Source organism: Mesorhizobium sp. U510 (genome assembly GCF_059180695.1).
The window spans coordinates 4,643,783-4,670,115 of the sequence record NZ_CP180532.1; the positions used below are offsets into that span (position 1 = coordinate 4,643,783).

The 26,333-nt window shown below is 61.5% G+C and carries 23 protein-coding genes and 1 tRNA gene; 7 read left to right on the top strand and 17 right to left on the bottom strand.

Translation table 11 applies throughout. The annotated features are described in order from the left end of the window. The first annotated feature begins 10 nt into the window (after positions 1-10). Positions 11-1,144 carry a DNA-processing protein DprA gene (gene dprA, locus ACLGL5_RS24310; protein ID WP_027046858.1) on the top strand — a complete coding sequence of 378 codons (1,134 nt, stop codon included), beginning with the start codon at positions 11-13 and terminating at the stop codon, positions 1,142-1,144. A 9-nt stretch (positions 1,145-1,153) separates the two neighbouring features. Here the strand turns inward: dprA and ACLGL5_RS24315 are convergent, their stop codons facing one another. From ACLGL5_RS24315 to ACLGL5_RS24335, 5 genes are all read right to left on the bottom strand, one after another. Beyond that, positions 1,154-1,366 carry a hypothetical protein gene (locus tag ACLGL5_RS24315; RefSeq protein ID WP_038646910.1) on the bottom strand — a complete coding sequence of 71 codons (213 nt, stop codon included), beginning with the start codon at positions 1,364-1,366 and terminating at the stop codon, positions 1,154-1,156. A 53-nt stretch (positions 1,367-1,419) separates the two neighbouring features. Next, positions 1,420-2,211: a trehalose-phosphatase gene (gene otsB / locus ACLGL5_RS24320; protein ID WP_069092205.1), complete on the bottom strand. Its 792-nt coding sequence runs from the start codon at positions 2,209-2,211 to the stop codon at positions 1,420-1,422. Next, positions 2,208-3,977: an alpha,alpha-trehalose-phosphate synthase (UDP-forming) gene (locus ACLGL5_RS24325; protein WP_069092206.1), complete on the bottom strand. Its 1,770-nt coding sequence runs from the start codon at positions 3,975-3,977 to the stop codon at positions 2,208-2,210. Before ACLGL5_RS24325 ends, otsB begins: the two co-directional genes overlap by 4 nt. 109 nt (positions 3,978-4,086) lie before the next feature. Continuing rightward, on the bottom strand, positions 4,087-6,249 hold the full coding sequence (locus ACLGL5_RS24330; RefSeq protein WP_069093426.1) for an amylo-alpha-1,6-glucosidase: 2,163 nt from the start codon (positions 6,247-6,249) through the stop codon (positions 4,087-4,089). Between the two features lie 47 nt (positions 6,250-6,296). Continuing rightward, entirely contained in the window at positions 6,297-7,358 is a 1,062-nt protein-coding gene (locus ACLGL5_RS24335; protein WP_019858244.1) for a glycosyltransferase family 4 protein, read from the bottom strand. A gap of 175 nt (positions 7,359-7,533) precedes the next feature. Here ACLGL5_RS24335 and ACLGL5_RS24340 point away from each other — a divergent pair, with 175 nt between their 5' ends. Then, positions 7,534-8,082, top strand: a complete 549-nt coding sequence (locus ACLGL5_RS24340; RefSeq protein WP_223217733.1) for a hypothetical protein — start codon at positions 7,534-7,536, stop codon at positions 8,080-8,082. 261 nt (positions 8,083-8,343) lie between these two features. Beyond that, positions 8,344-10,410 (top strand): acyltransferase family protein, encoded by a 2,067-nt coding sequence (locus ACLGL5_RS24345; RefSeq protein WP_069092207.1) that lies wholly within the window; start codon positions 8,344-8,346, stop codon positions 10,408-10,410. Between the two features lie 330 nt (positions 10,411-10,740). Here ACLGL5_RS24345 and ACLGL5_RS24350 read toward each other — a convergent pair whose 3' ends face one another. Beyond that, positions 10,741-11,238 (bottom strand): cupredoxin domain-containing protein, encoded by a 498-nt coding sequence (locus ACLGL5_RS24350; protein WP_069092208.1) that lies wholly within the window; start codon positions 11,236-11,238, stop codon positions 10,741-10,743. Between the two features lie 260 nt (positions 11,239-11,498). On the opposite strand from ACLGL5_RS24350, the gene ACLGL5_RS24355 reads away from it, so the two are divergent. The 3 genes from ACLGL5_RS24355 to ACLGL5_RS24365 are packed head-to-tail and all read left to right on the top strand — an operon-like array spanning position 11,499 to position 12,943. Then, entirely contained in the window at positions 11,499-11,777 is a 279-nt protein-coding gene (locus ACLGL5_RS24355) for a PepSY domain-containing protein (protein WP_019858251.1), read from the top strand. 43 nt (positions 11,778-11,820) lie between these two features. Further along, on the top strand, positions 11,821-12,351 hold the full coding sequence (locus tag ACLGL5_RS24360; RefSeq protein WP_069093427.1) for a cytochrome b/b6 domain-containing protein: 531 nt from the start codon (positions 11,821-11,823) through the stop codon (positions 12,349-12,351). Then, a complete protein-coding gene (locus ACLGL5_RS24365) occupies positions 12,344-12,943 on the top strand; it encodes an amino acid kinase family protein (protein ID WP_245307148.1) in 600 nt (199 codons plus the stop codon). Before ACLGL5_RS24360 ends, ACLGL5_RS24365 begins: the two co-directional genes overlap by 8 nt. A gap of 267 nt (positions 12,944-13,210) precedes the next feature. Here ACLGL5_RS24365 and ACLGL5_RS24370 read toward each other — a convergent pair whose 3' ends face one another. The 3 genes from ACLGL5_RS24370 to ACLGL5_RS24380 form a co-directional block, all read right to left on the bottom strand. Further along, positions 13,211-14,812, bottom strand: coding sequence for an MBL fold metallo-hydrolase (locus ACLGL5_RS24370; protein ID WP_069092209.1), 1,602 nt, complete (start codon positions 14,810-14,812; stop codon positions 13,211-13,213). An 11-nt stretch (positions 14,813-14,823) separates the two neighbouring features. Continuing rightward, positions 14,824-15,717 carry a universal stress protein gene (locus ACLGL5_RS24375; protein ID WP_245307149.1) on the bottom strand — a complete coding sequence of 298 codons (894 nt, stop codon included), beginning with the start codon at positions 15,715-15,717 and terminating at the stop codon, positions 14,824-14,826. 393 nt (positions 15,718-16,110) lie between these two features. Further along, positions 16,111-16,186 (bottom strand) — tRNA-Lys (locus tag ACLGL5_RS24380). Positions 16,187-16,488: 302 nt separating this feature from the next. On the opposite strand from ACLGL5_RS24380, the gene ACLGL5_RS24385 reads away from it, so the two are divergent. After that, entirely contained in the window at positions 16,489-16,980 is a 492-nt protein-coding gene (locus ACLGL5_RS24385) for a BA14K family protein (protein ID WP_069092211.1), read from the top strand. Between the two features lie 55 nt (positions 16,981-17,035). On the opposite strand, the gene glpK is transcribed toward ACLGL5_RS24385, so the two are convergent. The 8 genes from glpK to glpD all read right to left on the bottom strand — a co-directional run bounded on the left by glpK (position 17,036) and on the right by glpD (position 26,220). Continuing rightward, positions 17,036-18,526, bottom strand: coding sequence for a glycerol kinase GlpK (glpK, locus tag ACLGL5_RS24390; RefSeq protein ID WP_064985743.1), 1,491 nt, complete (start codon positions 18,524-18,526; stop codon positions 17,036-17,038). An 89-nt stretch (positions 18,527-18,615) separates the two neighbouring features. Next, positions 18,616-20,340 carry an ABC transporter substrate-binding protein gene (locus tag ACLGL5_RS24395; RefSeq protein ID WP_069092212.1) on the bottom strand — a complete coding sequence of 575 codons (1,725 nt, stop codon included), beginning with the start codon at positions 20,338-20,340 and terminating at the stop codon, positions 18,616-18,618. Between the two features lie 79 nt (positions 20,341-20,419). Then, entirely contained in the window at positions 20,420-20,707 is a 288-nt protein-coding gene (locus tag ACLGL5_RS24400) for a DUF2160 domain-containing protein (RefSeq protein ID WP_494372777.1), read from the bottom strand. Between the two features lie 2 nt (positions 20,708-20,709). Then, positions 20,710-21,591 carry a carbohydrate ABC transporter permease gene (locus ACLGL5_RS24405; RefSeq protein WP_394811856.1) on the bottom strand — a complete coding sequence of 294 codons (882 nt, stop codon included), beginning with the start codon at positions 21,589-21,591 and terminating at the stop codon, positions 20,710-20,712. A 37-nt stretch (positions 21,592-21,628) separates the two neighbouring features. Further along, on the bottom strand, positions 21,629-22,495 hold the full coding sequence (locus ACLGL5_RS24410) for a carbohydrate ABC transporter permease (protein ID WP_019858264.1): 867 nt from the start codon (positions 22,493-22,495) through the stop codon (positions 21,629-21,631). Beyond that, positions 22,496-23,560, bottom strand: a complete 1,065-nt coding sequence (locus ACLGL5_RS24415) for an ABC transporter ATP-binding protein (RefSeq protein ID WP_494372778.1) — start codon at positions 23,558-23,560, stop codon at positions 22,496-22,498. A gap of 10 nt (positions 23,561-23,570) precedes the next feature. Continuing rightward, positions 23,571-24,650, bottom strand: a complete 1,080-nt coding sequence (locus tag ACLGL5_RS24420; protein WP_069091456.1) for an ABC transporter ATP-binding protein — start codon at positions 24,648-24,650, stop codon at positions 23,571-23,573. Between the two features lie 43 nt (positions 24,651-24,693). Then, on the bottom strand, positions 24,694-26,220 hold the full coding sequence (glpD, locus tag ACLGL5_RS24425; RefSeq protein WP_019858268.1) for a glycerol-3-phosphate dehydrogenase: 1,527 nt from the start codon (positions 26,218-26,220) through the stop codon (positions 24,694-24,696). Positions 26,221-26,333 lie beyond the last annotated feature (113 nt).

Here is a 26,333-nt window from a genome sequence, read left to right on the forward strand (position 1 = left end):
CGCCACCGCGGTGAGCGAGCCGGCCACCGGGCCGCGCCTCAGCGACCGGCAGCGGCTGAGCTGGCTGCGGCTGATCCGCACCCAGAATGTCGGCCCCGCTTCCTTTCGCGACCTGATCAACCGTTTCGGATCCGCCGAAGTGGCGCTGGAAATCCTGCCGGAACTGATGATTTCGGGCGGCGCCAGCCGGATCGCCCGCATTCCGTCGGTCGCCGAAGCCGAGGCCGAACTCGAGGCAGCCCGCCGGGCTGGCGCGCGCTTTGTCGGCATCGGCGAGCCCGACTATCCCCCGCTGCTGAGAAGCATGGACAATCCCCCACCTCTTTTGGCGGTCAAAGGCAATGCCGCTGTGTTCCGGCTGCCTGGCGTCGCCATCGTGGGCGCCCGCAATGCATCGCTGGCCGGCATCAAGATGGCGCGCATGCTGGCGGCCGCCCTTGGCGGCGACGGCTACGGCATCGTCTCGGGGCTGGCGCGCGGTATCGACACGGCGGCGCATCAGGGCAGCCTGCAAACCGGCACGGTCGCTGTGCTGGCCGGAGGCCTCGACCTGCCCTACCCGCCCGAAAATGCCGGCCTGTGCGCGGAAATTGCCGAGCGCGGCGCCATCATCTCCGAAATGCCGTTCGGCTGGCAGCCGCGTGCCCAGGATTTCCCACGCCGCAACCGTCTTGTCGCGGGTGCTGTCCTCGGGCTGGTGGTGGTCGAGGCCGCCCAGCGTTCGGGCTCGCTGATCAGCGCCAGGCTTGCCGGCGAAATGGGCCGGCTGGTTTTTGCCGTGCCGGGCTCTCCGCTCGATCCACGCGCCGCCGGCACCAACGGTCTGCTCAAGGACGGCGCCACGCTGGTCACCGAGGCATCGGACGTTTCGAGGGCGATCGCGCCGCTGACCGGCATGCGGGCGCCTGCTGTGCCACCGTTCGAGGACCCGCCCGACTTTTCGGCCACACCGCCACCCGGCGAGAGCGACCGCGCCAAGGTCAATGAGGCGCTAGGCCCGACACCGGTGCCAGTCGACGAGATCATCCGCCACACCGGCCTTCACCCGGCCCAGGTCTTCATGGTGCTTTTGGAACTCGACCTCGCCGGCCGGCTCGAACGCCATGCCGGCGGCAATGTTTCGCTGATTTTCGGGGATGGCTGAGCGCAGCCGTCAATGACGGCTGGGCTGCTTCTCCCCAGTCTTGGCGTAATCCGGCGTGTTGGCTCCAAACAAATCGTTTTCGACAGCCTTGCGCCAGACTGCGTCCGCATCTTCGGGACGCAGCGGCTCAGCTGCCGCCTGGCGATCTCGGCTGTTCGTCTTGGATTGCCGCCGGAGCCAGGCGGGCATGATTTCCTGGATGAGGCTGGTCAGTTGGGTCATTGCAACTTCCTTCCATGTGCGTGAACCGGCAACGACTTAGGGGGCAGTCCGGTTCATTTGGACGTTGCGGCAAGCGTCACCGCTTTCGCGGTCTCGCTTCTGCTCATCTCGTCCAGCCAGGCCAGGGCCGCGTCCACCCCAGCCAGCCCAAAAAGCGCCGCTGTCGATCCCTGCGGCTTTATGCGAACCGAAATGCCGTCCCATTCGTTGACGGTCTCGAACCCGTTCTCGTCGGACGTATCGTCGCCCAGGAACACCGGGCGTCGTCCCCTGAAGGCCGGAATTTGCAGGAAGCGCCGGATGGCCGCTCCCTTCGCCGCCTCCAGCGGCATCAGCTCCACACCGGCATTTCCGGCCAGGACCCGATATCCCGCAGGCAATCTGTCCAGTGCCTGTTCGACGAGTTGTGTCGCGCGTTGCAGCAGGTGCGGTGCCGCCCGCGTATGAATGGCCAGGATGGGTCCCTTGCGCTCGATATAGACATCCGCGTTGTCCAGTTCCGTCGCGATTTCGTTGGCAAGCGCCGCAATATCAGCCGGTTCGTCGGCCGCCTCGACAGGACCATCGCGCGCCAGCCTGTGTTCCAGGCCATAAAGCCCGGCAGCGCGCAATCTGAGGGGCTGGAAGAGATGATCGACGGCGGCGATCGACCGTCCGGTGATGAACGCCAGTGCTCCGTCCAGTTGCGCTTCGAGCCGCACCAGCAGGGTGCGCAATTCGTCACCGACAACCACCGCATCGGGATGCGCGGCATGTTCGAGAAGCGTGCCATCGATATCGAGGAACAGGCTCCATGGTCCCTGCGGAACGACCGGCACGGCGAGGTTTGGCGAGATCGACATCATAGCGCCGCCACCCGTCTGCGATCGAGCAGCGATATGACGTTGCCTGGGGCCGCTGGAGCGGCGCTGACGGCACGATCGACCGCGTCGCGCTTGCGCAAGCGCGCGGCATCGAGAAGCATGCTGCCCGCCCACCGGTAGACATTGTTGTCGCGCACGATCTCGCGCATGCGTCGCATGCGCTGGCTTTGCTCTTCCTGCGACATGGTCAAGGCCTGCAGCAAGGCATCGCCCATCATGGCCGCGTCATAGGGATTGACGATCAGTGCGTCCAGAAGCTCCTTGGAGGCGCCGGCGAACATGCTGAGCAGCAGCACGCCCTGTTCGTCCTCACGCGCCGCGACAAACTCCTTGGCGACCAGGTTCATGCCGTCATGCAGGCTGGTGACCATGCAAACGTCGGCGGCACGATAGATTTCGTAGACCTGCTGCTGCGAGTGATGTTCCGTTATCATCAGGACGGGCGTGTAGCCTTCGCGACCATAGCGCCGGTTGAGATCCTCGGCATGGCTCAGGCACTCCTCGTAGAGTTGCTGATAGGCAGGCAAGGTGCCGCGGCTGGGCGCAGCGATCTGCAGGAACGCCACCTTGCCGATCCATTCGGGATGAAGCGTCAGCAGCTCATCGAGGGCATTGAAGCGATCGAGGATGCCTTTGGTGTAGTCGAGACGTTCAACGCCCACGCACAGCTTGACATTTTCGGCCAGGCCGAATTTCTCGCGAACCTGCCGGCGGCATTGCGCCACGTCAGGCAGTTTGCCCAGTTGCGCCGGCGGCCATTCGATCGAGATCGGATAGGCATGGACCAGGCTGATCTGGCCGCCATAGGAAATGGCCGAATCCTCGCGCTCGATCCTGCTTTCCAGGAAACGGTCGACGCTGTCGATGAAGTTGTTGCAATGGAACTGGGTGTGGAAACCGACGATCGAACTGCCGAGCAGGCCGTCGAGAATCTTCTCGCGCCACGGGCAAATGCTGAATACCTCGGAATTCGGCCACGGAATATGCCAGAAGGTGATGATGATCGCCTCGGGCAGCCGCTCACGGATCATTCGCGGCAGCAGCGCGAAATGATAATCCTGGACCAGAACGATCGGCCGCTCGTTGCGGGCCTCCGCGACAACGGTGTCGGCGAATTTGCGGTTGACCGCCTCGTAGGCCTCCCAATCCGAGGCGCGGAATATCGGCCGGGTGAAAGCGATATGGCACAGCGGCCAGAGGCCTTCATTGGCGAAGCCGAGATAATAGCCTTGCTGTTCTTCCTCGCTCAGCCAGACACGGCGCAGCGTGTAGGAAGGGTTGTCCGGCGGCACCTCGATCCGATCGTTCTTGTCTACCACCAGCTTGTCGGCCGAACCGCCGCCATAGGCGATCCAGGTGCCCGCACAGGCGCGTGTGATCGGCTCCAGTGCCGAGACGAGCCCGCTCGCGGGTACGACCAGCTGGATGTCGTCGCCCTCGCGGTTGTGGATATACGGTTCACGGTTTGAGACGACGATCACCTGGGCATCGGGAAGTTCGGTGGCCAGGATGTGACGCAGCGTTTCGGGCGACCACTGCACCAGTGCCGCGGACGCCGACTGCCCGTTCTTCTCGAATTCCGGCAATGGGCCGCGAGCTGGGTCAACCTCCACAGCGGCCAGCCTGCTGCCCTTGCGCGCCCGCAACACCATCGTCACCAGCACAATGGCCAGGACGCAGACAGCCGCAACAACGAAGAGCCACAATGTGAAAACGGGAACGACTAGATACGAACTGTTGTCGGGCATTGAAATCGATTACCTTTCAATGGGATACCGCAGCGGCTTTATGGGCTGGAGTTTCGGCACCCCATGGCGTGGTGGTCCAACGCTCACGGTGCAGGATGGTTCCGATTTTTCAGCTCCTGACCACGAGCGGCACCAGCCCCTCATGCGGTTCGGCAAGGAAGGCGCCGACGCGATCCCCGACGCGCTGGAACGTCAGATCCACCGCCGCCTGCCCTACCGAAAGATGGCGGATGACGAGGTTGTCGATGCCGATCGGCAGGCGCGGCCGGGTCACATGGATTTCGCCTGTCCAGCCGTCGATCTGCAGGCCGAGGCACGATTGCATGAGCATGAAGGCGGAGCCGGCGGACCAGGCTTGCGGCAGGCAAGCCACCGGATAGGCGATCGGTGCTTCGCCGGCCGCGCGCGTGAAGCCGCAAAACAGTTCCGGCAACCGCATGTTGAAATGGACAGCGGATTCGAAGGTGCCGCTCATCAGCCGCACGACGCTGTCGCGGATACCGTACCGCGCCAGCCCGGCAGCACAGATCGCTGTATCGTGCGGCCAGATGGAGCCGTTGTGGTAGGACATCGGGTTGAAGAAGATCGCGTCGTCCGCCAGCGTCCGCAGCCCCCAGCCGGAATGAAACGAGGCCGACAGCAGCTGATCGGCGACCATGCGCGCGCGATCCGGACCGGGAAGGCCGACATAGAGCAGGTGACCGGCATTGGACGTGCGCACCTTGCAAGGTTGACCATCGCCGTCCAGCGCCAGCGCATAGTAGCCGAGGTCTTCCATCCAGAAATGGCGCTCGACTTCTTGGCGAATCGTGTCGGCGCGTATTTCCCAGCTCTCGGCGCGTTCCGCCTCGCCACGCAGCCGTGCCAGCTTCGCCAACCCCTGGAACGCCGCGAAGACGTAGCCCTGCACCTCGACCAGCGCGATCGGCCCCTTCGGAATGCGGCCATCGGCGTGAAAGACGGAATCGAAACTGTCCTTCCATCCCTGGTTGGCAAGGCCGGATTCCGCGGCGCGCTGGTAGGTGAGGAACCCCGTCGAACGGCTCGCCGTTTCGATCCATTCGGCCGCGGCGCAAAGCGATGGCCATAGCGTATCGATGAAGGCCGTATCCCCCGTGCGGTCCGCATAGGCGCAGGCAAGGTGGATATAGAGCGGCGTCGTGTCGACACCGCCATAATAGCGGCCGAACGGCAGTTCGCTTAGCGCCACCATCTCGCCCTTGCGGGTCTCGTGCATGATCTTGCCCGGTTCGGAATCGCTGAAAGGCGATGTCTCGGTCGCCTGGTGTTGAGCGAGAAACGCCAGGACGCCGCGCGCCAGACCGGGATTGAGCCAAAGCATCTGCAAGGCCGAGATCACGCCATCCCGGCCGAAGGCGGTCGAGAACCAGGGAATGCCGGCATAGGGATAGGGCCCGGTCGCCAATTCCGTGGTGAGCAGCGCGACATCGGCGCGCGCGCGCTCCATCCAGTCGTTGAAGACGCGGCCGGAACTATGCAGCGTCGCGCCATGCCGGCGCTTGGCGCGCATGCCGAAGCGAGCGCGGGCGGCAGCCGCGCGAAACCGGCGGCTTTCGGGGCGATCGTCTGTCGCGTTGCCCACTTCCACATAAAGCGTCTGGCTGCTGCGCTTGGTGACGGCGATGACGAAATCGGCGCGCTCGGAAGTCAGTTGATCGGGCGTCTGTGAGAATGAAATCGCCGATGTCCGCACGACCTTGTCCAGGCCTTCGTAGCGAAGCACGACCGCGTTCCCCGTGATCTCGGCCGTATGGGCGGTTCCACGTTTCGATCGGGTCGAGCCGCGGACCTCGAACATGTCGCGGAAATCGGCGGCAAAACGCAGCGACAGCAGGATCGTAGAATGCTCGCGGCTGTAGTTGGACAGCGTTATGCGCTCAAAAAGCCTTTCCTCCCACAACAGCCGGACGCGCTCGATATGCATAGCGCCTTGCGGAATCTGGCGGCCAGCGGCGCTCTCTATCGGCAGATTGGTGAGGTTGGTGGTGAAGAGCACGTTGTCCTGGCTGAGCGACGCGCCCAGCAACGACGTCGACCGCCCGCCGACGGTGAGGCGAAATTCGGAAAGCACGCGCGTGTCGTCGCGAAAAAACCCGTCGCCGACACCGCGTATATCGCCATAGGCATCGGCAACGGCAAAGCAATCGCCATGCTTGAGGGCGAACAGCCGATGCGGCTCCCTCGGCGCGGTTTCGTCCAGGGAAGCCAGAGCTATGGCAGGATCAAGCTTGCGCTCGTCGAGTTGGGTGATGGTCAACAGGATTGTCCCCGTGCTGGGTTTTTCGGACGGGTGAAGGCCTACGACGCTCTGCTTTGCTCATGGCCGTTGCGCAGCAGGGAATAAGCCTCGACGTAGTCCCTGGCCATTCTGTCGGCTGAAAACCGCCTTTCGAACACCGCCCTTATGCGCCGCCTGTCGAGCTGCAGGAGAGCCGGCATCGTGGCGACCGCATCCTCGATGGTTTCGACGACGAAGCCTGTAACCCCATAGTCGACGATTTCGGGCATGGCGCCGCAACTCCAGGCCATGACTGGGGTTCCACAGGCCATGGCTTCGATCACGGCAAGGCCGAAGGGTTCGGGCCAATCGATCGGAAACAGCAGGGCGGCTGCATTGCCAAGAAACCTGCTCTTCTGGTCCTCGCCGATTTCGCCGACATATTCGACCCGGTCGCCATCGATCATCGGTTGAACGACTTCCTCGAAATAGGCGCGGTCGCCATCGCCGATCTTGGCTGCTAGCTTTAGTTTCAGGCCGGTGCGGCGGGCGATGTCGATCGCCCGGTCCGGCCGCTTGTCGCGCGACATCCTGCCGAGAAAGGCAAGATAACCGCCATCCGAGCCTGCCTCGAAATCGGGTTCGTAGAGATCGACGGGCAGGCCGTGATGGATCGTGGCAAGCCAGTTGGCGGACGCAAACCTCGCCCGTTGGCTGCGCGATATGGAAACCATCGGGAAGCGCGGGAACCGGTCATAGGCCTGCGCGAGATCCGCGTAATCCAGCCTGCCATGCGGCGTCGTCACCGTGCGCTGCGGCATATCGCGGAAAAATGGGAAATGCAGGAAATGGCTGAGGTGGAAATGAATGACGTCAAAATCGTCGGCGCGTTTCCTCACCTCGTCGAGCATCGACAGATGCGCCGCGATCTCGGACTTCAGCGGGCGTGGATCAAGACGAAGCGCCCGCTCGCGGCAGGGCACGAGTTTGGCGGAAGTCTTCGTGTCGCCGCTGGCGAACAGCGTCACCTCGTGGCCGAGGTCGACGAGGGCTTCGGTCAGGTAGGAAATGATGCGCTCTGTGCCGCCGTAGAGCCTTGGCGGAACGGATTCGTACAGCGGCGCCACATGAGCGATCTTCATGGCCCGGCCTTCCCTCAATGCGCTGGTCATGGAACGAAATGCTTCAGCCGCAGGATCGTTCCGGCCCTTTGGCGGGTGCGACGAAATGGATCGAAGGACGTTTGATGTCCGATCAAGCCGCCCTATTTCTTTTTGGCTGCCGAATTTGTACGCACGGCAGCCTAGGGAGGCTCCGGTGGAACCCAAGGATGTGCAGGAACCCAGGGGCATTGCAGCCCGCCGCCTGAGCATGATCATCGAACAATATGTCGAGGCCAGAAAACGGCGTTATGACTTCGTATCGACGGATCAGGCCGCTAGGGTGATCCGCAAGATCCTGAAACCCGCGGACCCAGCCCTCTCCGACCGCAAGCTCGACGATATGGTCGCCGCCCTCGCTGTCAAGAACGGCCTGGCTGTCGTCTTCGATCGCGGCGTCCGAGGACCGGCCGACGCCGCCGAAGCCGACCTGAGCAGAAAGGAACCGACCATGCGAGCACCAACGGAGATTCCCGATGTTGCCGGCGCGGTGGACGCCATTCTGGCCACCCAGACCGCCCCGCTTTCCCAAGACACCCCGCTTTCCCAAATTACTTCGCTTTCCCAAATTGCTCCGCTTTCAATGAGCGCGGTGATCTCGCTGCTGCGCGAACGGACCGGCACCAAGCGATCGGACGCGGATCTGGAAGGCCTGATCGCCAAGAAGGCCGCCGTCCTGGACGTGCATCTGTCGCGAAACAGCTGAACGGTCGATCGCCACTGCTGCGGAGTCCTGCGAGCGAGACGAACGTCCTCGCTCGCGACATTCGGTTGCAGCGGAAAGCCACGGATCGACCCCACAACGCCGTCGAATGAAACAAATCCTGTGTCCGGCCTTTCCCATGATCGGCACATACTGTAATTGCCCGCAGGTTAAGGCTGCCGCGCTTCAACTGGGGCTGAACTGGCCTCAGCCGGAACGTTATCCGATCGAATTTTTTACCTACGAGAACGTGTGTTTCGTCCAATGGCCGATAATTTTGGTTCGACGTCGGAACGCTCGTCGACGGACTACTTGGCTTTCCTTGACGGGCTCCGGGCCATCGCGATCCTGTCAGTCGTGTTCTACCATCTGTATGGCGACCGCCTCCCCAATGGTTTTTTAGGGGTTGATGTTTTCTTCGTAATTTCTGGTTTCGTCGTCAGCTATACGGTGTCGAGGCGCTACCGGGGCCAGTCCGCTTTTCATTTTGTCTTGGAATTCTATGCGCGCCGATTCACAAGAATCATGCCGGCGCTGTTGGTGTGCTTACTGTTTAGTGCGCTCGCCACCTTTCTGTTTGTTCCGGACGCTTGGCTCAGCACATCAATCAGCAAAACCGCCTCTTCCGCCTTTGTCGGCCTCAGCAATATCTTCCTGGCCAAGGGAACCGACTATTTTTCACCCGTGACCGAATTTAACCCATTCACCCACACGTGGTCTCTTGGGGTTGAGGAACAATTCTACGTCGTTTTCCCGCTGCTGTTTTTTCCTTGGGTAATAGGACCGCGCGGGAAGAGATTCTCGGCGCTTGTTTATGGTGCGCTCGCCGTCGTGTCGGTGGCGATATGGCTTCATCTACTGGCTGCGAATCCGCTTCAGGCCTTCTATATGCCCTATGCCCGCTTTTGGCAGTTGGCATGCGGCATATTGTGCTTTCAGCTTGTCAGCCGGATAGGGGAACGGACGGGCTTCGAAAGGCATTGCAATCTTGCAGCCACGATCGCGCTGATCGGACTCGTGGCAACGTTCGCGCTCGACTTTGGCAAGGCCTACGATGGGCTTGAGAACATGGCTGCCGTTGCCTGCACCACTGTCTTGATCGGATGCCTCTACTATCTGGGAAGCGACCGTGCGCCACACTTTGCGGTGTTGGAAATAAAGCCGGTCAGATTCGTCGGATGGATCTCTTATTCTCTCTACCTGTGGCATTGGCCAGTCTTGGTGATCGCAAGATGGACGATAGGCACCGAAACCACCGCCACAAAATTAACAGCGTTGCTGGCGGCCGTGGCGTTCAGCCTCGCTTCGTATTTCTGGATCGAAACACCGACGCGTCGATTGCGGCTTCTGAGAACCGCCCCCGACATAGCCGTTGTCGCCCTCTTTCTGGCTGTCATCGCTGCTGCATTTTTCGGCTTCAAGCTGATGCGCGACAATCGATATGAAATCGCCTTGAGCACGGTCATGAGGAATAGAGGCGAATGGTACGCGACCTCACCAGACACCTCTCCCCAGTCTCCTGGTTGCGCCGTCGTCACGGAAACTGTGGAAGAAGCACAGTTCTTCACCAAAGGCGCGTGCCCGGGCGAAGGGCGTAGCGAGACCTTGTTCGTGCTGGGCGACTCTCACGCGGGAGCCTACATTCCTCTCCTGAAGCGCTTCACGCTCGAAACCGGTATCCGAACAGTGGTGGTGTCGACCGCTGGTTGCCCGTTTGTCAGCTTGGATCTTCGCCACGACACTGAGCCGACGTGCGCTCATGCCACGGCTGCCAGTGCAGCCTACATAGCCAAGATTGCCAAGCCTCGCGACCTGCTGTTCCTGCCCTCGCTCCGGCTGACCCGACTTAGCCTTCAATGGGCTGCTGGCCCCGACAGCAGCCCGCAGAGCAGCGAGCAGCAGACGGAACAAGCCGTCAAGAACGCTATCGATCAACTTACCCCCCTCTCCAAGGCGGGACTGTCGATTGTTTTCGAGGGCCCAAAGCCAATCTTCAGGGCCCCGGCCTTTCGATGCAGTGATTGGTTCAATTCAATGAATCCGTCCTGTGCCAACGGATTCGACATCGATCGAAAGCTGATAGAAAATCTTCGATCACCAATTTTGAAGGGCTACGCTGAGATATCAGCGGCTCTGCCGAACATTCACGTCTGGGACCCTTTGCCTACGCTCTGCCCGCAAGTTACATGTTCGGCATTCAGGAACGGACACCCGTTGTTCTTCGACGGCGATCATGTCACGGCCTATGCCAATTCGCTTCTGGTGGGGGACTTCGTGTCAGAGATCGAGTCCACAATTTCTAAAGACCAAACAGCACGCCTTAGGATGTGAACCACGTGCCGGCCGGCTTGGCGCCCATGGTGAGAATTTTTCAACCTGCCCGCCAACATTTCCGGGAAAGCCCGGACCGTCGAGAAAGCCAGCGTCTCACCGGGTCCAGCCATGGGATCGGGCCTGTCGACCAGCTTCAATGACACGCCGATGTTTTCGAGCACCATCGCTCTCATGACGTGTTCCATATTGCGCCGGAAAAACAAATCCCGTGACTGCCCAGCCTATCCCGCCGTGGCGCGGCCAAGCCCACAAGGCCGGCGATCCCGGCAGGCTTTCGAAAACTGCGGCAGTCGCAGGTTCCGGCCGGGCGGCTGCCTGGTTCAGCATCTATGGCTCGACAGTGAATTCGGCCCACATGCCAGCTCCATAGTGACCTGGCACGTTGCAGATAAGCAGGTATTTTCCAGCCTTCAACTCGACCGTCAATGTGCCTGATTTTCCGGGATCAAGCTCCGAAACTTCGCCCTTGTCGCCGGCCCTATCTTCGTCGACGCGGTTCTCGGCATCAAGGTAGGGAAGCGGTTTGCTGGGATCAGCAAGGTACATGACGATCATTTCGTGAACGGTGTCCTTGGAATCATTCTTCACACTGAATGTGACCTCCCCGGCCTTCGCCGCTCCAGGGGAAGCCTTGATACCCATCGTGGCCTTGGAGAGATCGATCCCGGGCGTGGCATAGGCGAGCCCCATGGGCATTTCCACGCTTGCCCCTTTGTCCCACAGCGAGACCTGGACAATCGAAGCAGCCCGGGTCGCGTCGGCGCTGCCGATCATAAGCATTGCGGCCGCAAGCCCGATCGTAGCTCTCCTCGATATGGTTTTCATGACTCTTCTCCTTGGGATAGCAACAGAAGCGCTCTGTATCCGAGCCATCATCCTGCTCGCGGCGCCACCCGCGGTCCTTGCGCCAGATCAAACCGACCGGCGGTGAGCCCGATCGGCGGTGCCTATGCCGCTGTCAGCCAGTTGTCAGGTTGAATTGGCTATCCCGCACCAATGACGGTGATACCGCCGTCTGACCGAATCGGTCGAAATCCACCCCTCAAGGCGCAACATCCGCGCCCAACCTCTCGAATGGAGCCATCATGTATCGCACCCTCGTCCTCGCCGCGCTCGCCGGCATCATTGCAGGACCGGCGCTCGCTGCTGGCGGCAGCTGCAGCACCGCCTCGAAATCACAGTTCAAGCCCAAGGCAACGCTCGAGGCGCAATTGACCGGCGAAGGTCTTACCGTCCGCCAGATCAAGGTCGAGAAGGGTTGCTACGAAGTCTACGCAGTCGACAAGGCCGGCAAGAAAGTGAATCTGGCCTACAATGCCGAGACCCTTGAAAAGCTCGACAATGCCGAAGCCGGCGAAAACTGATCGCAACGCTTCAAGAGCGGCGGACGCGCAACCATCGCTGGAGATGGTGCGCGTCTGGGACCGGGTCGTGCGGGGCTTTCACTGGGCGCTGGTGCTCAGCTTCATCACGGCCTGGCTCACCTCCCATTCTTCGGAGGACGTTCACCATTGGGCCGGCTACACCGCTGCGGCGCTGGTCGCAATGCGGCTCTTATGGGGTGTTCTTGGCACGCCCTATGCGCGCTTCTCGCAATTCGTGCGCGACCCGGCGACGGTGCTGCGTTATCTCTCGGCAATACTGAGCGGCCGCGAAGCCCGGTACATCGGCCACAACCCAGCCGGCGGCGCAATGGTGGTCGTGCTGATCGCGGCGATGGGGTCAGCCGCATTGACCGGTTGGCTGATGACGACGGACGCGTATTTCGGCGTCTCGTGGGTCGAAACGGCGCACAGCCTGAGCGCGCACGGCTTACTTGTGCTGGTCCTTTTCCATATTGGCGGCGTCGCGCTGGCAAGCTTTCGTCATCGCGAAAATCTGGTACTGGCCATGATCACGGGGCGAAAACGCAAGGCCGAGCCGGCGGACATTGCCTGACGACCTATTAACCGACCAAATCCGATTTGCGCCCTGGACGATTTCGGAGGCGCAAGTTGGTCGCTACCTGTTCGACATGGTCCTGGAAGCACGATGCGACAAGGGCGGAGCGGACAAGATAAGAGCAGAACGCGGCGTGATCGTCATCTGCACCGGCGGTGGCGGGGTTCCGGTGATAGCCCGGGACGACGGCAGTCTTTCCGGCGTGGAAGCCGCCATCGACAAGGATCTGGCAAGCTCGCTTCTCGCTCGCGCGTTGAAGGCAGACACGCTGCTTATGCTGACGGATGTCGAAGGCGTCTATATCGATTACGGAACGGCGACTGATCGCCCGCCGCGGCGCGTAGGCCCGAAGGAGCTATCGGGGAAGAATTTTCCGGCTGGCTCCATGGGACCGAAGGACAGCGCAGCAATCGAGTTCATTGAAGCGACAGGCAAACCTGCCGCAACCGGCAAGCTCAATGACGCCATTGAAATTATCAGAGGTGAAAAGGGGCACCTGGTTCGCCGGTCGGTAGGAGAGATATCCCAGCGGGACACGCCCACCTATCTGGGAACCACCATCACCGGCCATTCTGCTCGGCGCGAGTAAAATTAGAGGCCAGTCGAGAATAGCGATCCCATCAACCTGAGCCCTGATGCCCTGCCATGGTTCTTTCTCCCTCTCCGGCAATCCGGTTCTTGGCTGAAGACAAAATTGCTCGCCATGACGAACGCCAATAGCTGAGGGTTCATAGCGCTCGGCACCACGATCGCAGCTTCGATCAACCCGCGGATCAAAACGCAGTCGATATGCTGTCCGTTGACAGGCAGGCTTTCTCGCGCCCTTCTTGCCCTGAATCAATTGCCGCCTTCCACCTTATGCGTCCTTGTTCTCGAGCGCCCTACGCATGCGCCTGATAATCGCTGCGCGGCCCCTCTCGTCGGCCGCAGCGCTCACCGCCTGATTTACGTCAAGGAGAAGCCTTGAAAGGTCGTTGTGCCAATCGAGGTGGGCAATCTTCTCCGACTTCAGACGGCGTGGCTCGTTGAGCTCGACCACCAAACTGCCACTGGGGGTCAATTGGAAGGCATCGTCCAGCCTTGGGATGATGATCTTGTCGTCGGGTATAAGTCCTGCAAGCCTTCCACGCAGGCCGCCGAGACCAGCGTCCTCCCCATGCGTCAGAAACACCCGCTGCCTCACCGGCGTTCGGGCCTTGAGCCAGGCGACCAGCTCGCTGGCGTCGGCGTGGCCGGAATAGAGCTCGAACAGGCTGATCCGCGCCTTGACGTCGACTTCCTCACCCTGGATGCGCACGCGTTGCGCACCATCAAGCAGAATCCTGCCGAGCGACCCCTGGGCCTGATATCCGGCCATCATGACCGTGGCGTTCCGGCGCCAGAGATTGGCCTTGAGATGATGGCGAATACGTCCCGCGTCGCACATGCCGCTGGCGGCGATCACCACGAAGAAGCCGCTCAGGCGGTTGATCGCCTTGCTCTGCTCCACCGTCTCGGTAAAGCGCAATTCCTTCGAGTTGAGCGCTTGGCGCAGCACATCGCCCTCTTCGATCTCCTTGGCATGTCGCTCGAAAATCGCGCTGGCGCGTGTTGCCAGCGGCGAGTCGACGAAGACCGGCGCTGACGGCACCTGCCCTGCTTGCATAAGCAAATACAGATCGACCAGCAGTTCTTGCGTCCTTTCGACAGCGAAGGACGGAATGATAAGGGCCCCGCCGGCCTCTGCGGCGCCACGAACGATGTCGCCGAGTTGGGTTCGCCGCTCTTCTGGCGAAACGTCCGGGCGGTCGCGGTCACCGTAGGTCGATTCGCAGATCAGATAGTCGACGCCGGCGGGCCCCTCGGGATCGGTTTGAAGCAGCTTGTGGCCTGGGCCGATGTCGCCCGAAAACATGATGCGCAACGGGGCATCGCGTCGGTCGATCTCAAGCTCCACCGATGCCGAACCAAGCAGATGGCCCGCGTTCCAGAAGCGGGCGCGAAGGCCATCAGCGATGGTGGTCCATGCGCCGTATTCCAGGGCGCGAAACAAAGTCATGCATGCGGCCGCATCCTGCAGGCTGTAGATCGGTTCAACCGGCGGCCGGCCGCGCTGTGCGTTGCGCCGGTTCAGATGCTCCACCTCCATCTCCTGGATATGCGCCGCATCCGGTAACATGACTGAGCAAAGGTCGATGGTGGCGCGAGTCGTATGGATCGGACCGGAAAAACCCTGCTTGACCAGTTTCGGCAAAAGGCCGCTGTGATCGATATGAGCATGAGTCAGGATGACAGCGTCAATCACGTCCGGTGGAAACGGGAACGCGCCATAGTTCAATTCCCGCTCGGATTTCGACCCCTGGAACAGGCCGCAGTCGATGAGCACTCGCCAGTGCGCCATTTCGATCTCATAGCATGAGCCGGTGACGCCATGAGCCGCGCCGTGGAAGCGCAGGATAGGATCCGCTTCGCCTCTCATTGCGCCACCACCTAGTGCGCCAGCAGGACAGGCAGGCGCAAATCCCTGAGAATGCCTTCGGTGGCTCCGCCAAGTACGAAGTCCCTGACGCGGGAATGCCCATAGCCACCCATGACCAGCAGCCTGCCGCCGAGCCTGAGAGCGTGCTCCTGAAGAGCTGTCCCGATTGGACTGTCCCCTGCCTGGATAGAGACAGCCTCGGCCACCAGACCACGCGTCCTCAATCCCAGCGCAAGGCGTTCACCGATACCGTGTCCGGGAAGCGGCTTTTCGTCCGTGACGGTCACGACCGTGACCCTCGAAGCACGCTCCAGGAACGGTTGTGCATCGGCAACGGCCCGTGCGGCCACCCGGCTGCCATCCCAGGCGATGACCACATGGTCCAGCACCCCAACCTTCGTGGAATCCGGAAAAATCAGTGTCGGTCGACCCGACCCGAACACGACCGCCTCGGCTGTCATTCGTGCCGTCTGGTTCTCCAACGCCCATCCGACCAGGCCGATATCGAAATATCGGCATTGCTCGGCTGCGGTATCTCCCATCAGGGCCGGCGGCGCGGCAAGTTCCTGCGTGGTGAGGGTCACGCCAGCCCGCATTGCTTCTTGCGCAATCGCCTCCAGCAAATCCTTGCCAAGCTTGCGACTGGTCGCTTCGGCCTGCTGTATCTTGTAGGGAAGATCCAACAAATATCTTGAGAGGGCGTTCGAAACGTCGGGAATGTCGACATTGATGGCGACGGCATGAAGCGCTGCGTCGATATGCTTGACGAACGCGACCGTATTCAATGCGATCTTTGGTGTGTTCGCCTCTGGGTATGTCGCCATGCAGAGACATGCTATTGGCCTCATGAGACTTAGCCTCCTTCGCAACAGGGTCGAACCACTGGGTGCCAGCTCTTGCGACATCTATGGAGGTTGCGGACAGTGCGCGCATTGATTCACCGCAAATGCTACCATCGGGGCCGAGGAATGAAGGTTGGGCATGCTGGGTCGGGAAACCCACCTGACGCCACGAATGCCGCATTCACTGCTCCTGACAACCTCGCGGGTTGTGGTGCCGCTGATAGAGCCCCGTTGTCGGTGCCGAACAGATCGAGGCAAGGCCCGACTTCAATAGCAGGTGGGGGTCCCAGCGTCCGATTTGAGGAACCCTATTGTGTCGAAGGAACTTGCACGACCATGGGAAAGCCAATGGCAAGCTTATCCACCGCTCCTTACGGACACTACGCGGACACAAATGCGCCGCTGTGGCAAAACAACCGGTCAACCTCATGCAATCTATTGATTTCATTGAATTAATGGTGAGCGCGATGGGATTCGAACCCATGACCTACTGATTAAAAGTCAGTTGCTCTACCGGCTGAGCTACGCGCTCCCGCGGGCGCGAAAGGGCGGCCCTCGAAATTGCGCGGAACATAGGGAGAGTGCCTCGACCGGTCAACCGGAAAAAGAGTATCCGCGAGCCATACTTCTCAAGCATTTCCACGGTGGCGCCCTGCCCGCTTCGATCAACGGCGCAACGCCCCCGGCAAAGCGGTGCCATCACCTCTCGTCGGCACTGGCGGCAGGCCGGAGACACATTACAATTCAGCAACTTGGGATTTAGCGAGGAACCTTACCCCATACCGCCCGTTGTCTCGCCACAAGGGACGTCAACCACCCTTCAAGGAGAAGATCATGAACAAGATCATATCGGGTATGCTGGCGGCCACTTTGTCCGTTTCGTTTGTAGCGGCCTCGATTCCGGCCAATGCCGCTCAGATGTTCGTGCCGCAGGCACCGGAGGCCTCATCCAATATCCTGAACGTTGAAGCCCGCAACGGGGATCAGAATTTCCAATGGCGTCACAACCGCCATGGCAACCGCAACTTCGGCGTCCGTCGCAACTTTGCCCGGAACAACGACGGCGGCGCCTACTGGAACGGTCATCGCGGCTATCGTGAGTACCATCGCGGCTATCGTCGCCATGGCGACAACTGGTTCCCGCTGGCGGCCTTCGCGACGGGCGCGCTGATTACGGGTGCGATCGTCAACAGCGAGAACAACCGGGTCCACGAAGGCAATGCGCATGTGCAGTGGTGCTACGACCGCTATCGCAGCTATCGTGCTTCGGACAACACATTCCAGCCGAACTACGGACCGCGCCAGGAGTGCCGTTCGCCTTACTGACCCCAGGTATCGGTAGCTAAGACAAGGCCCGCGTCGGAAACGGCGCGGGTCTTTCTTATGCGCTCAGCGTCCTGCGCACAGCATCGCGCCAGCCTGCCAGCTTGGCGGATCGTGTAGCGATATCCATCTCCGGCTTGAACCGCCGCTCGAGCGCCCAGCTCTTGGCGAATTCCTTCGCCTTGGGCCAGACACCAGCCTTCGAGCCGGCAAGCCAGGCTGCGCCCAGCGCGGTCGTCTCGAGGATGGTCGGGCGGTCGACCGGCGCGTCGAGTATGTCGGCCAGCCGCTGCATGGTCCAATCCGACGCGACCATGCCGCCATCGACCCTGAGCACCGTTTTGGCAGAAGTGCCCTTCCAGTCCTTGCGCATGGCGTCGAGCAGGTCGCGGGTCTGATAGGCGACGGCCTCCAGGGCGGCGCGCGCGAACTCCGCAGGCCCGGAATTGCGGGTCAGCCCGAAAATCGCGCCGCGCGCCTCGGCGTCCCAATGCGGCGCGCCGAGACCGACAAAGGCCGGCACCAGATAGACGTTTTGCGTCGGGTCGGCTTCATCAGCCAGTTTGCCGCTTTGCTCGGCCTTGCCGATCACCTTGATGCCGTCGCGCAACCATTGCACGGCAGCGCCGGCGATGAAGATCGAGCCCTCCAGCGCATAGGTGGTCTTGCCGTTCAGCCGATAGGCGATGGTAGTCAAGAGCCGGTTCTTCGAACGCACCAGATCGCCCCCGGTGTTGAGCAGCGCGAAGCAGCCGGTGCCATAGGTGGATTTCATCATGCCCGGCTCGAAGCAGGCCTGGCCGATGGTCGCGGCGTGCTGATCGCCGGCAACGCCGAGGATCCTTATCTCGGCGCCAAACAGATTTTTCTCGGTCACTCCATAATCATCGGCGCAGTCCTTGACCTCCGGCAGCATTTTCACTGGAATGTTGAGAATGGCCAAAAGCTCGTCGTCCCAGGCATTTTCCGCGATGTTGTAGACCAGCGTGCGCGAGGCGTTGGTGGCGTCGGTGGCGTGGGCCTTGCCGCCGGTCAGCCGCCAGATCAGAAAACTGTCGATGGTACCGGCCAGCAATTCGCCTTTCTCTGCGCGTTTCCTGGCGCCCTTCACCTTGTCGAGCATCCAGGCGATCTTGGTGCCCGAGAAATAAGGATCGAGCAGCAGGCCGGTCTTGTGCGTGAACTTCTTCTCCAGTCCCTGCTTCTTCAGTTTCTGGCAGAGCGGCGCGGTGCGGCGGTCCTGCCAGACGATGGCGTTGTGGATCGGCTTGCCGGTCGCCCTGTCCCAGATGACGACGGTCTCACGCTGGTTGGTGATGCCGATGGCCGCGACATCGGATGCTTCGCGGCCAGCATTCTTCAGCGCAGCCTTCACGGTCGTCACGACGCTTGCCCAGATCTCTTCCGGGTCGTGCTCGACCCAGCCGGAGGCCGGATAGTGCTGGCCGAACTCCTGCTGGCCTGTGCCTGCAACCTTCATCTTGTCGTCGAACAGGATCGCCCGGGTCGATGTCGTTCCCTGGTCGATTGCGAGCACAAAACCGCTCATTGCATCCTCCGCCTTCACAAAACAGGGGAGACGGCAACATGCCGCCTCCCCCAATTTCACACGGGCGCGAGCGCCCGCATAGGGCAGTCTTACTTCTGCCAGCTCTTCACCAGTTCGTCGTAGTTGATGGTGATCGGCTTGTCCTTCTCCTTCTCGAGCTTCAGCTGAGGTGCCAGATTGCCGCCCTTGACCGCGTCGGCGTTCCAGTAGGCAAGGTCGTGCTCTTCGGCCATCTTCGGTCCGATGTCGCCCTGGACACCGGATTTCTCGATACGTGCCATGACTTTTTCCTGATCGGCGCAGAGCGAATCCATGGCTTCCTGCGGTGTCTTGGCACCAGACGAGGCGTCACCGATGTTCTGCCACCAGAGCTGCGCCAGCTTCGGATAGTCCGGCACGTTGGTACCGGTCGGCGTCCACTGCACACGGGCCGGCGAGCGATAGAACTCGATCAGACCGCCGAGCTTCGGCGCACGTTCGGTGAAGCTCTTGTCATGGATGGTGGAGTCGCGAATGAAGGTCAGGCCAACCTGGCTCTTCTTCACATCGACGGTCTTCGAGGTGACGAACTGCGCATAAAGCCAGGCGGCCTTGGCGCGGTCGGTCGGCGTCGACTTCATCAGCGTCCAGGAACCGACGTCCTGATAGCCGAGCTTCATGCCGTCCTTCCAGTAGGAGCCGTGCGGAGACGGCGCCATGCGCCACTTCGGCGTGCCGTCGTCGTTCATGACCGGCAGGCCAGGCTTGACCATGTCGGCGGTGAACGCGGTGTACCAGAAGATCTGCTGCGCAACATTGCCTTGCGACGGCACGGGGCCGGATTCGGAGAAGGTCATGCCCTGGGCTTCCGGCGGCGCATAGGCTTTCAGCCAATCAAGATACTTCTGGATGGCATAGACCGATGCCGGTCCATTGGTGTCGCCGCCGCGCGCGGTGCAGGAGCCGACAGGCCGCGAATTCGCATCGACCTTGATGCCCCATTCGTCGACCGGCAGGCCGTTCGGCAGGCCCTTGTCGCCATTCCCGGCCATCGACAGCCAGGCATCGGTGAACCGCCAGCCGAGCGACGGATCCTTCTTGCCGTAGTCCATGTGGCCATAGACCTTCTTGCCGTTGACGTCGCGGCCAGTGAAGAATTCGGCGATGTCCTCATAGGCCGACCAGTTGACCGGCACGCCGAGATCGTAGCCGTATTTGGCCTTGAAGTCGGCCTTGTTCTTCTCGTCGTTAAACCAGTCGTAACGGAACCAGTAGAGGTTCGCGAACTGCTGGTCGGGCAGCTGGTAGAGCTTCTTGTCCGGCGCGGTGGTGAACTTCGTGCCGATGAAGTCGTCGACGTCGAGCATCGGATCGGTAACGTCCTTGCCTTCGCCCGCCATCCAGTCGGTCAAATTGCGCACCTGCTGGTAACGCCAGTGCGTGCCGATCAGGTCGGAATCGTTGACCCAGCCGTCATAGATGTTCTGGCCGGTCTGCATCTGGGTCTGGATCTTCTCGACGACGTCGCCTTCCTGGATGACGTCATGCGTGACCTTGATGCCGGTGATGGCGGTAAAGGCCGGTGCCAGCACCTGAGACTCGTACTGGTGGGTGGTCAAGGTTTCCGACACGACTTTGATTTCCATGCCGGCGAAGGGCTTGGCCGCGTCGATGAACCACTGCATTTGCTTTTCCTGGTCGGCGCGGGAAAGCGTCGACACGCCGCCTATCTCTTTGTCCAGAAAGGCTTTTGCCTCATCCATCCCGGCGTAGGCATTGCCCGCGCCGAGCAACAGGACAAGGGCCGTTGTTGATGTTAAAAATTGCCGTCGCATGTGTTTCCTCCACTGTTTCAGGTTTCAAGTGCGATCTGGAGCGGTCGCCGGCACGCGGCCGCTCCAACAGTTTCCCCCTCTATACGTAGCGGAACACGCCAATGGCGTAGACCACGGAGAGAGCGAGAGCCCACCAGAGGCTCGGTCCGACAAGACCCAGCCAAGCGAGATGGATAAAGGCGCTGCCGAGCAGCGACAGGAAAAGACGATCGCCGCGCGTCGTCTCGAAGCGCAGGATACCGACGCGCGGATTACCGCCCGGCGAGGCGTATTCCCACGCCGCCATGCCGCACAGCAACAGCAGGACGGTCGCGAAGAAGGCCGCCGTCGGCCACGTCCACGCCATCCAGGAGAGGTCTAGGTTCATGATCACACCCTCCCCAGGGCAAAGCCCTTGGCGATATAATTTCGCACGAACCAGATGACGAGCGCGCCGGGGATCAGCGTCAGCACGCCGGCGGCGGCGAGCAGGCCCCAATCCATGCCCGCGGCCGAAACGGTGCGCGTCATGGTGGCGGCGATCGGCTTGGCGTCGGTGGTGGTCAGCGTGCGCGCGATCAGCAATTCGACCCACGAGAACATGAAGCAGAAGAAGCAGGCCACACCGATGCCGCTCGCGATCAGCGGCATGAAGATCTTTACGAAGAAGCGCGGGAAGGAATAGCCGTCGATATAGGCGGTCTCGTCGATTTCCTTCGGCACGCCCGACATGAAGCCCTCGAGGATCCACACCGCCAAGGGCACGTTGAACAGGCAATGCGCCAGCGCCACCGCGATATGCGTGTCGATCAGCCCGAAGGCCGAGTAGAGTTGGAAGAACGGCAGTGCGAACACCGCCGGCGGCGCCATGCGGTTGGTCAGCAGCCAGAAGAACAGATGTTTGTCGCCAAGGAAGCGGTAGCGCGAGAAGGCATAGGCCGCCGGCAGCGCCACCGATACCGAAATCACCATGTTCATGACCACATAGGTGATCGAATTGATGTAGCCGGAGTACCAGGCCTTCTCGGTGAAGATGGTGACGTAGTTGGCGATTGTCGGCGCGTGCGGGTAGAGCGTCATCGAGTTGACGATCTCGGCATTGGTCTTGAAGCTCATATTGATGAGCCAGTAGATCGGCAGCAAAAGTACGATGATGTAGAGCGTCGGCACGATCCACCACCAGCGCGATTCCTCGCCGCGCCGGCGCATGCGCCTGTCGAGATCGCTCTGCGACAGCGTACCGGCGAGACTTTCCGAGGCAGTCCCGTTCATCGCATTGCGCTCGGTTCGTTCATTGGCGCCAGCCATTTCAGCGCTCCGCGTCGTAGTTGGTCATCACGGTGTAGAACACCCACGACAACAACAGGATGATGAGGAAGTAGACGAGCGACATGGCCGCTGCCGGACCAAGGTCGAACTGGCCGAGGGCCGTCTTGACGAGGTCGATCGACAGGAAGGTCGTCGAATTGCCCGGCCCGCCGCCGGTGACGACGAACGGTTCGGTGTAGATCATGAAACTGTCCATGAAGCGCAGCAGCACGGCGATCAGAAGCACGCGCTGCATCTTCGGCAGCTGGATGTAGCGGAACACCGCCCAGCGCGAGGCCCCGTCGATCTTGGCCGCCTGGTAGAAGGCATCCGGGATCGAGACCAGTCCGGCATAGCAGAGCAGCACGACGAGGCTGGTCCAGTGCCAGACATCCATGACGATGATCGTCACCCAGGCATCGAACGGATCCTGCACGTAATTGTAGTCGATGCCGAGCGCGTTGAGGTAATAGCCCATCAGCCCGATGTCGTTGCGTCCGAACACCTGCCAGATGGTGCCGACGACGTTCCACGGAATGAGCAGCGGCAGTGACATCAGCACAAGGCAGACCGGCACGCCCCAGCCCTTCTTCGGCATGTTGAGCGCGATGAAGATGCCGAGCGGCACCTCGATCGCCAGGATGATGAAGGAAAAGATCAGGTTGCGGACCATCGCTTCCCAGAAGCGGCTGGACGACAGCAGTTCCTCGAACCACTCGGTGCCGGCCCAGGTGAAGACATTGTTGCCGAACGTGTCCTGCACCGAATAGTTGACCACCGTCATCAGCGGGATGACGGCGGTGAATGCCACCAGCACCAGCACCGGCAGCACGAGGAACCAGGCCTTGTTGTTCCAAGTCTTGTCCATCTATGCCCCCATCTCGACGCGCCAGGAATCGGCATAGATGTTGATGCCGGCCGGATCGAACCGCACCTTCGGTTCGGCTGGCACGGTCTCGTCCTCGCCGATGACGGCAGCGATGTCGCGCCCCTCCAGCCTGGCGCGAACCACCTTGTGGCGGCCGAGATCCTCGACCTTGCTGATCGAGACGGCCATGCCGTCGCGGCCGAGCCGCACATATTCGGGGCGGATGCCGAGTTCGACGGCGCCGGAGGCTTTGGGGGCTCCGGGCAGTTCGATCCGCTGCGAGCCAAGCGTCGCCGTCTTGCCGTCGATCGCCACCGGCATGACGTTCATGCCCGGCGAGCCTATGAAATAACCGACAAAGGTATGGCGCGGCCGTTCGAACAGTTCGGCCGGCGTGCCGATCTGCACGATGCCGCCATCATACATGACCACGACCTGGTCGGCGAAGGTCAGCGCCTCGGTCTGGTCATGGGTGACGTAGACCATGGTATAGCCGAAGCGGCGATGCAGCTGCTTCAATTGCGAGCGCAGCACCCACTTCATATGCGGGTCGATGACGGTCAATGGCTCGTCGAACAGAATGGCGTTGACGTCAGAGCGCACCAGGCCGCGGCCAAGCGAGATTTTCTGCTTCTGGTCGGCGGTCAGGCCCCTCGCCTTCTTCTTGGCCCAGGACGCCAGGTCGATCATCTCCAGCGTCTCGCGCACCTTGCGGTCGACATCGACCTCCGGCACGCCGCGGTTGCGAAGCGGGAAGGCCAGATTGTCGTAGACGGTCATGGTGTCGTAGATGACCGGAAACTGGAACACCTGCGCGATGTTGCGTTCCTGCGTCGACAGATTGGTGACGTCCCTGCCGTTGAACAGCAACTGGCCGTGCGAGGGATGCAGCAGTCCCGAAATGATGTTGAGCAGCGTGGTCTTGCCGCAGCCCGAGGGCCCGAGCAGCGCATAGGCGCCGCCATCCTCGAATGTGTGGTGCACTTCCCTGAGCGCGAAATCGGCATCCTTCTGCGGGTTCGGCAGGTAGGAATGCCTGACATGGTTGACGTCGATGCGCGCCATATCGCCCTCCTCAAGCCGCCAGCTTCGGCGCGGTCACGGCGCGGCCGTGCTCGTCGAAGACCATGATGTGACGCGGATCGATGAACACCTCGACCACTTCGTCGGTCTCGAAATCCCTGATGCCGTGGGTCAGCATGACCCAGCGCACGTCGGCAAAATCGAGATGGATGAAACTCTCCGACCCGGTGATCTCGGTGATGGTCACCTTGGCCCGCACAGGCACGGCGCCGGCGTTGGGACGATCGAGCGACAGATGGTGCGGTTGGAAGCCGATCGTGTAGTTGCCGTCGGCGATGCCGACGAGTTCGGGCGGCACCGGCAGCTTCACCCCGCCTTCGAGCAGGAAGTCGACGCCCTTCTTGGCCAGCACGATGGTGTTGAGCGGCGGATCGGCGAAGGTCCTGGCCGTCACCAGGTCGACCGGCTTGCGGAAGACGTCGATGGTCGGTCCGAACTGCGTGATGCGGCCTTCCGACAGCGTTGCCGTATTGCCGCCGAGCAGCAGCGCCTCGTGCGGCTCTGTCGTGGCGTAGACGAAGATGGTGCCGGCGGCGGCGAAGATCCTCGGCAGTTCGGCCCGCAACTCCTCGCGCAATTTGTAGTCGAGATTGGCGAGCGGCTCGTCGAGCAGCACCAGGCTGGCATTCTTGACGATGGCGCGCGCCAGCGCGGTGCGCTGCTGCTGGCCGCCCGACAGGCTGAGCGGCGTGCGGTCGAGATAGGGCGTCAGCTTCAGCAGCGCCGCGGCCTCGCGCACCTGGCTGTCGATCTTGCCTTGCTCCCCGCCGGCCACCCGGAGCGGCGAAGCGATGTTCTCATAGACGGTCATCGCCGGATAGTTGATGAACTGCTGGTAGACCATGGCGATCTTGCGCTTCTGCACCGGCACACCGGTGACATCCTGGCCATCGAACCAGACCGAGCCGGAGGTCGGCACATCGAGACCTGCCATCAGCCGCATCAGGCTGGTCTTGCCGGAAAGCGTCGGCCCGAGCAGGACGTTGAGCGAGCCATGCTGAAGCGTCAGCGAGACATCGCGTACGTGCTCGACCGCACCGACCGTCTTGGTGACGTTCCTCAGTTCAAGCATGACGCCTCCTCCCAGGCTTTCCGCATCAGCTCAAGACCCCTCTTCATTCGGCGGCCGCGACATGCCGCCGGCTTATGCCGCGCATGAATTCATCGAGTGCCGCCACCTGCTCGCGGTTGAGATGCAGGCCGCGCTTGGTGCGGCGCCACAGTACATCCTCTGATGTGACGGCCCATTCATTTTCAACGAGATAGCGCACTTCGGCCTCATAGAGATCGCCGCCGAAATTGCGGCCTAGCTCGGCATTCGACTTGGCAAGACCAAGCAGACGCTGAGCCCGCGTCCCGTAAAGCCGGGTCAGCCGGCGGGCGAGACGCGCATCGAGGAAAGGATAGGCTGTCTTAAGCTTCGCCACTTGCGCGTCGAACCCGGTCGCCGGGAAATCGCCGCCCGGCAACGGCGCGTCCGATGTCCACGGCTTGCCGCGCTTGCCGAGAAAACCTTCGATCTTCTCCAGCATCGATTCCGACAGCCGGCGGTAGGTGGTGATCTTGCCGCCGAACGCATTGACGATCGGAGCTGCACCCTCGCCGCCATCGGCCTTCAGCACATAGTCGCGCGTCGCTTCCTGCGCCTTGGAGGCGCCGTCGTCATAGAGCGGGCGCACGGCCGAATAGGTCCAGACGATGTCGGAGCGCTTGACGGGTTGCGCGAAATACTCGCTGGCCGCGGCGCAGAGATAATCGATCTCGGTGTCGCTGATCTTCACATCGTGCGGATCGCCGGGATAATCCCGGTCGGTGGTGCCGATCAGCGTGAACTCGTCCTCGTAGGGAATGGCGAAAATGATGCGGCCATCCTTGTTCTGGAAGAAATAGGCGCGCGGATCGTCGAACTTCTTGGCGATGACGATATGGCTGCCCTGCACCAGGCGGACATTGTGCACATCGTTGAGGCCGACGACACCGGAAAGCACATGATCGACCCACGGTCCGGCGGCATTGACCAGCAGCCGCGCCTTGATCTCTTCCGTCTCGCCGCTCTGCAGGTTCTCGATCTTGATTGTCCAAAGGCCGTTTTCGCGACGCGCGCCGACCACCTTCGTGCGGGTCCGGATCGTTGCACCGCGATCAGCGGCATCGCGTGCGTTCAGCGCCACCAGCCGCGCATCGTTGACCCAGCCGTCGGAATATTCGAACGCCTTTTTGAACAACGGCTTCAAAGGCTTGCCCGCCGGATCGCTCGCCATGTCGAGCGTCCTGGTCGCCGGCAGCAATTTGCGCCCGCCAATGTGGTCGTACAGGAACAGGCCGAGCCTGATCAGCCAGGCCGGGCGCAGCCCCTTGGCATAGGGCAGCACGAAGCGCATCGGCCAGATGATGTGCGGCGCGTTCTTCCACAGAACCTCGCGCTCCATCAGCGCCTCGCGCACCAGGCGGAACTCGTAGAATTCGAGATAGCGCAGGCCGCCATGGATCAGCTTGGTGGAACCGGAGGAGGTTCCGCTGGCGAGGTCGTTCATCTCGGCGAGAAAAACCGAAAACCCGCGCCCAACGGCATCGCGGGCTATGCCGCAACCGTTGATACCGCCACCTATGACGAAAATATCCCGGACTGAAGACGTGTCCACTTAACTCCTCCACGATTTCGCATTGCACCATTTTTGGTCTTTTGCGAAACCGTGGCGGAATTATTTCGAACTCATAACGAATGTCAAACGAAATATAACAAACCCGTGAGACG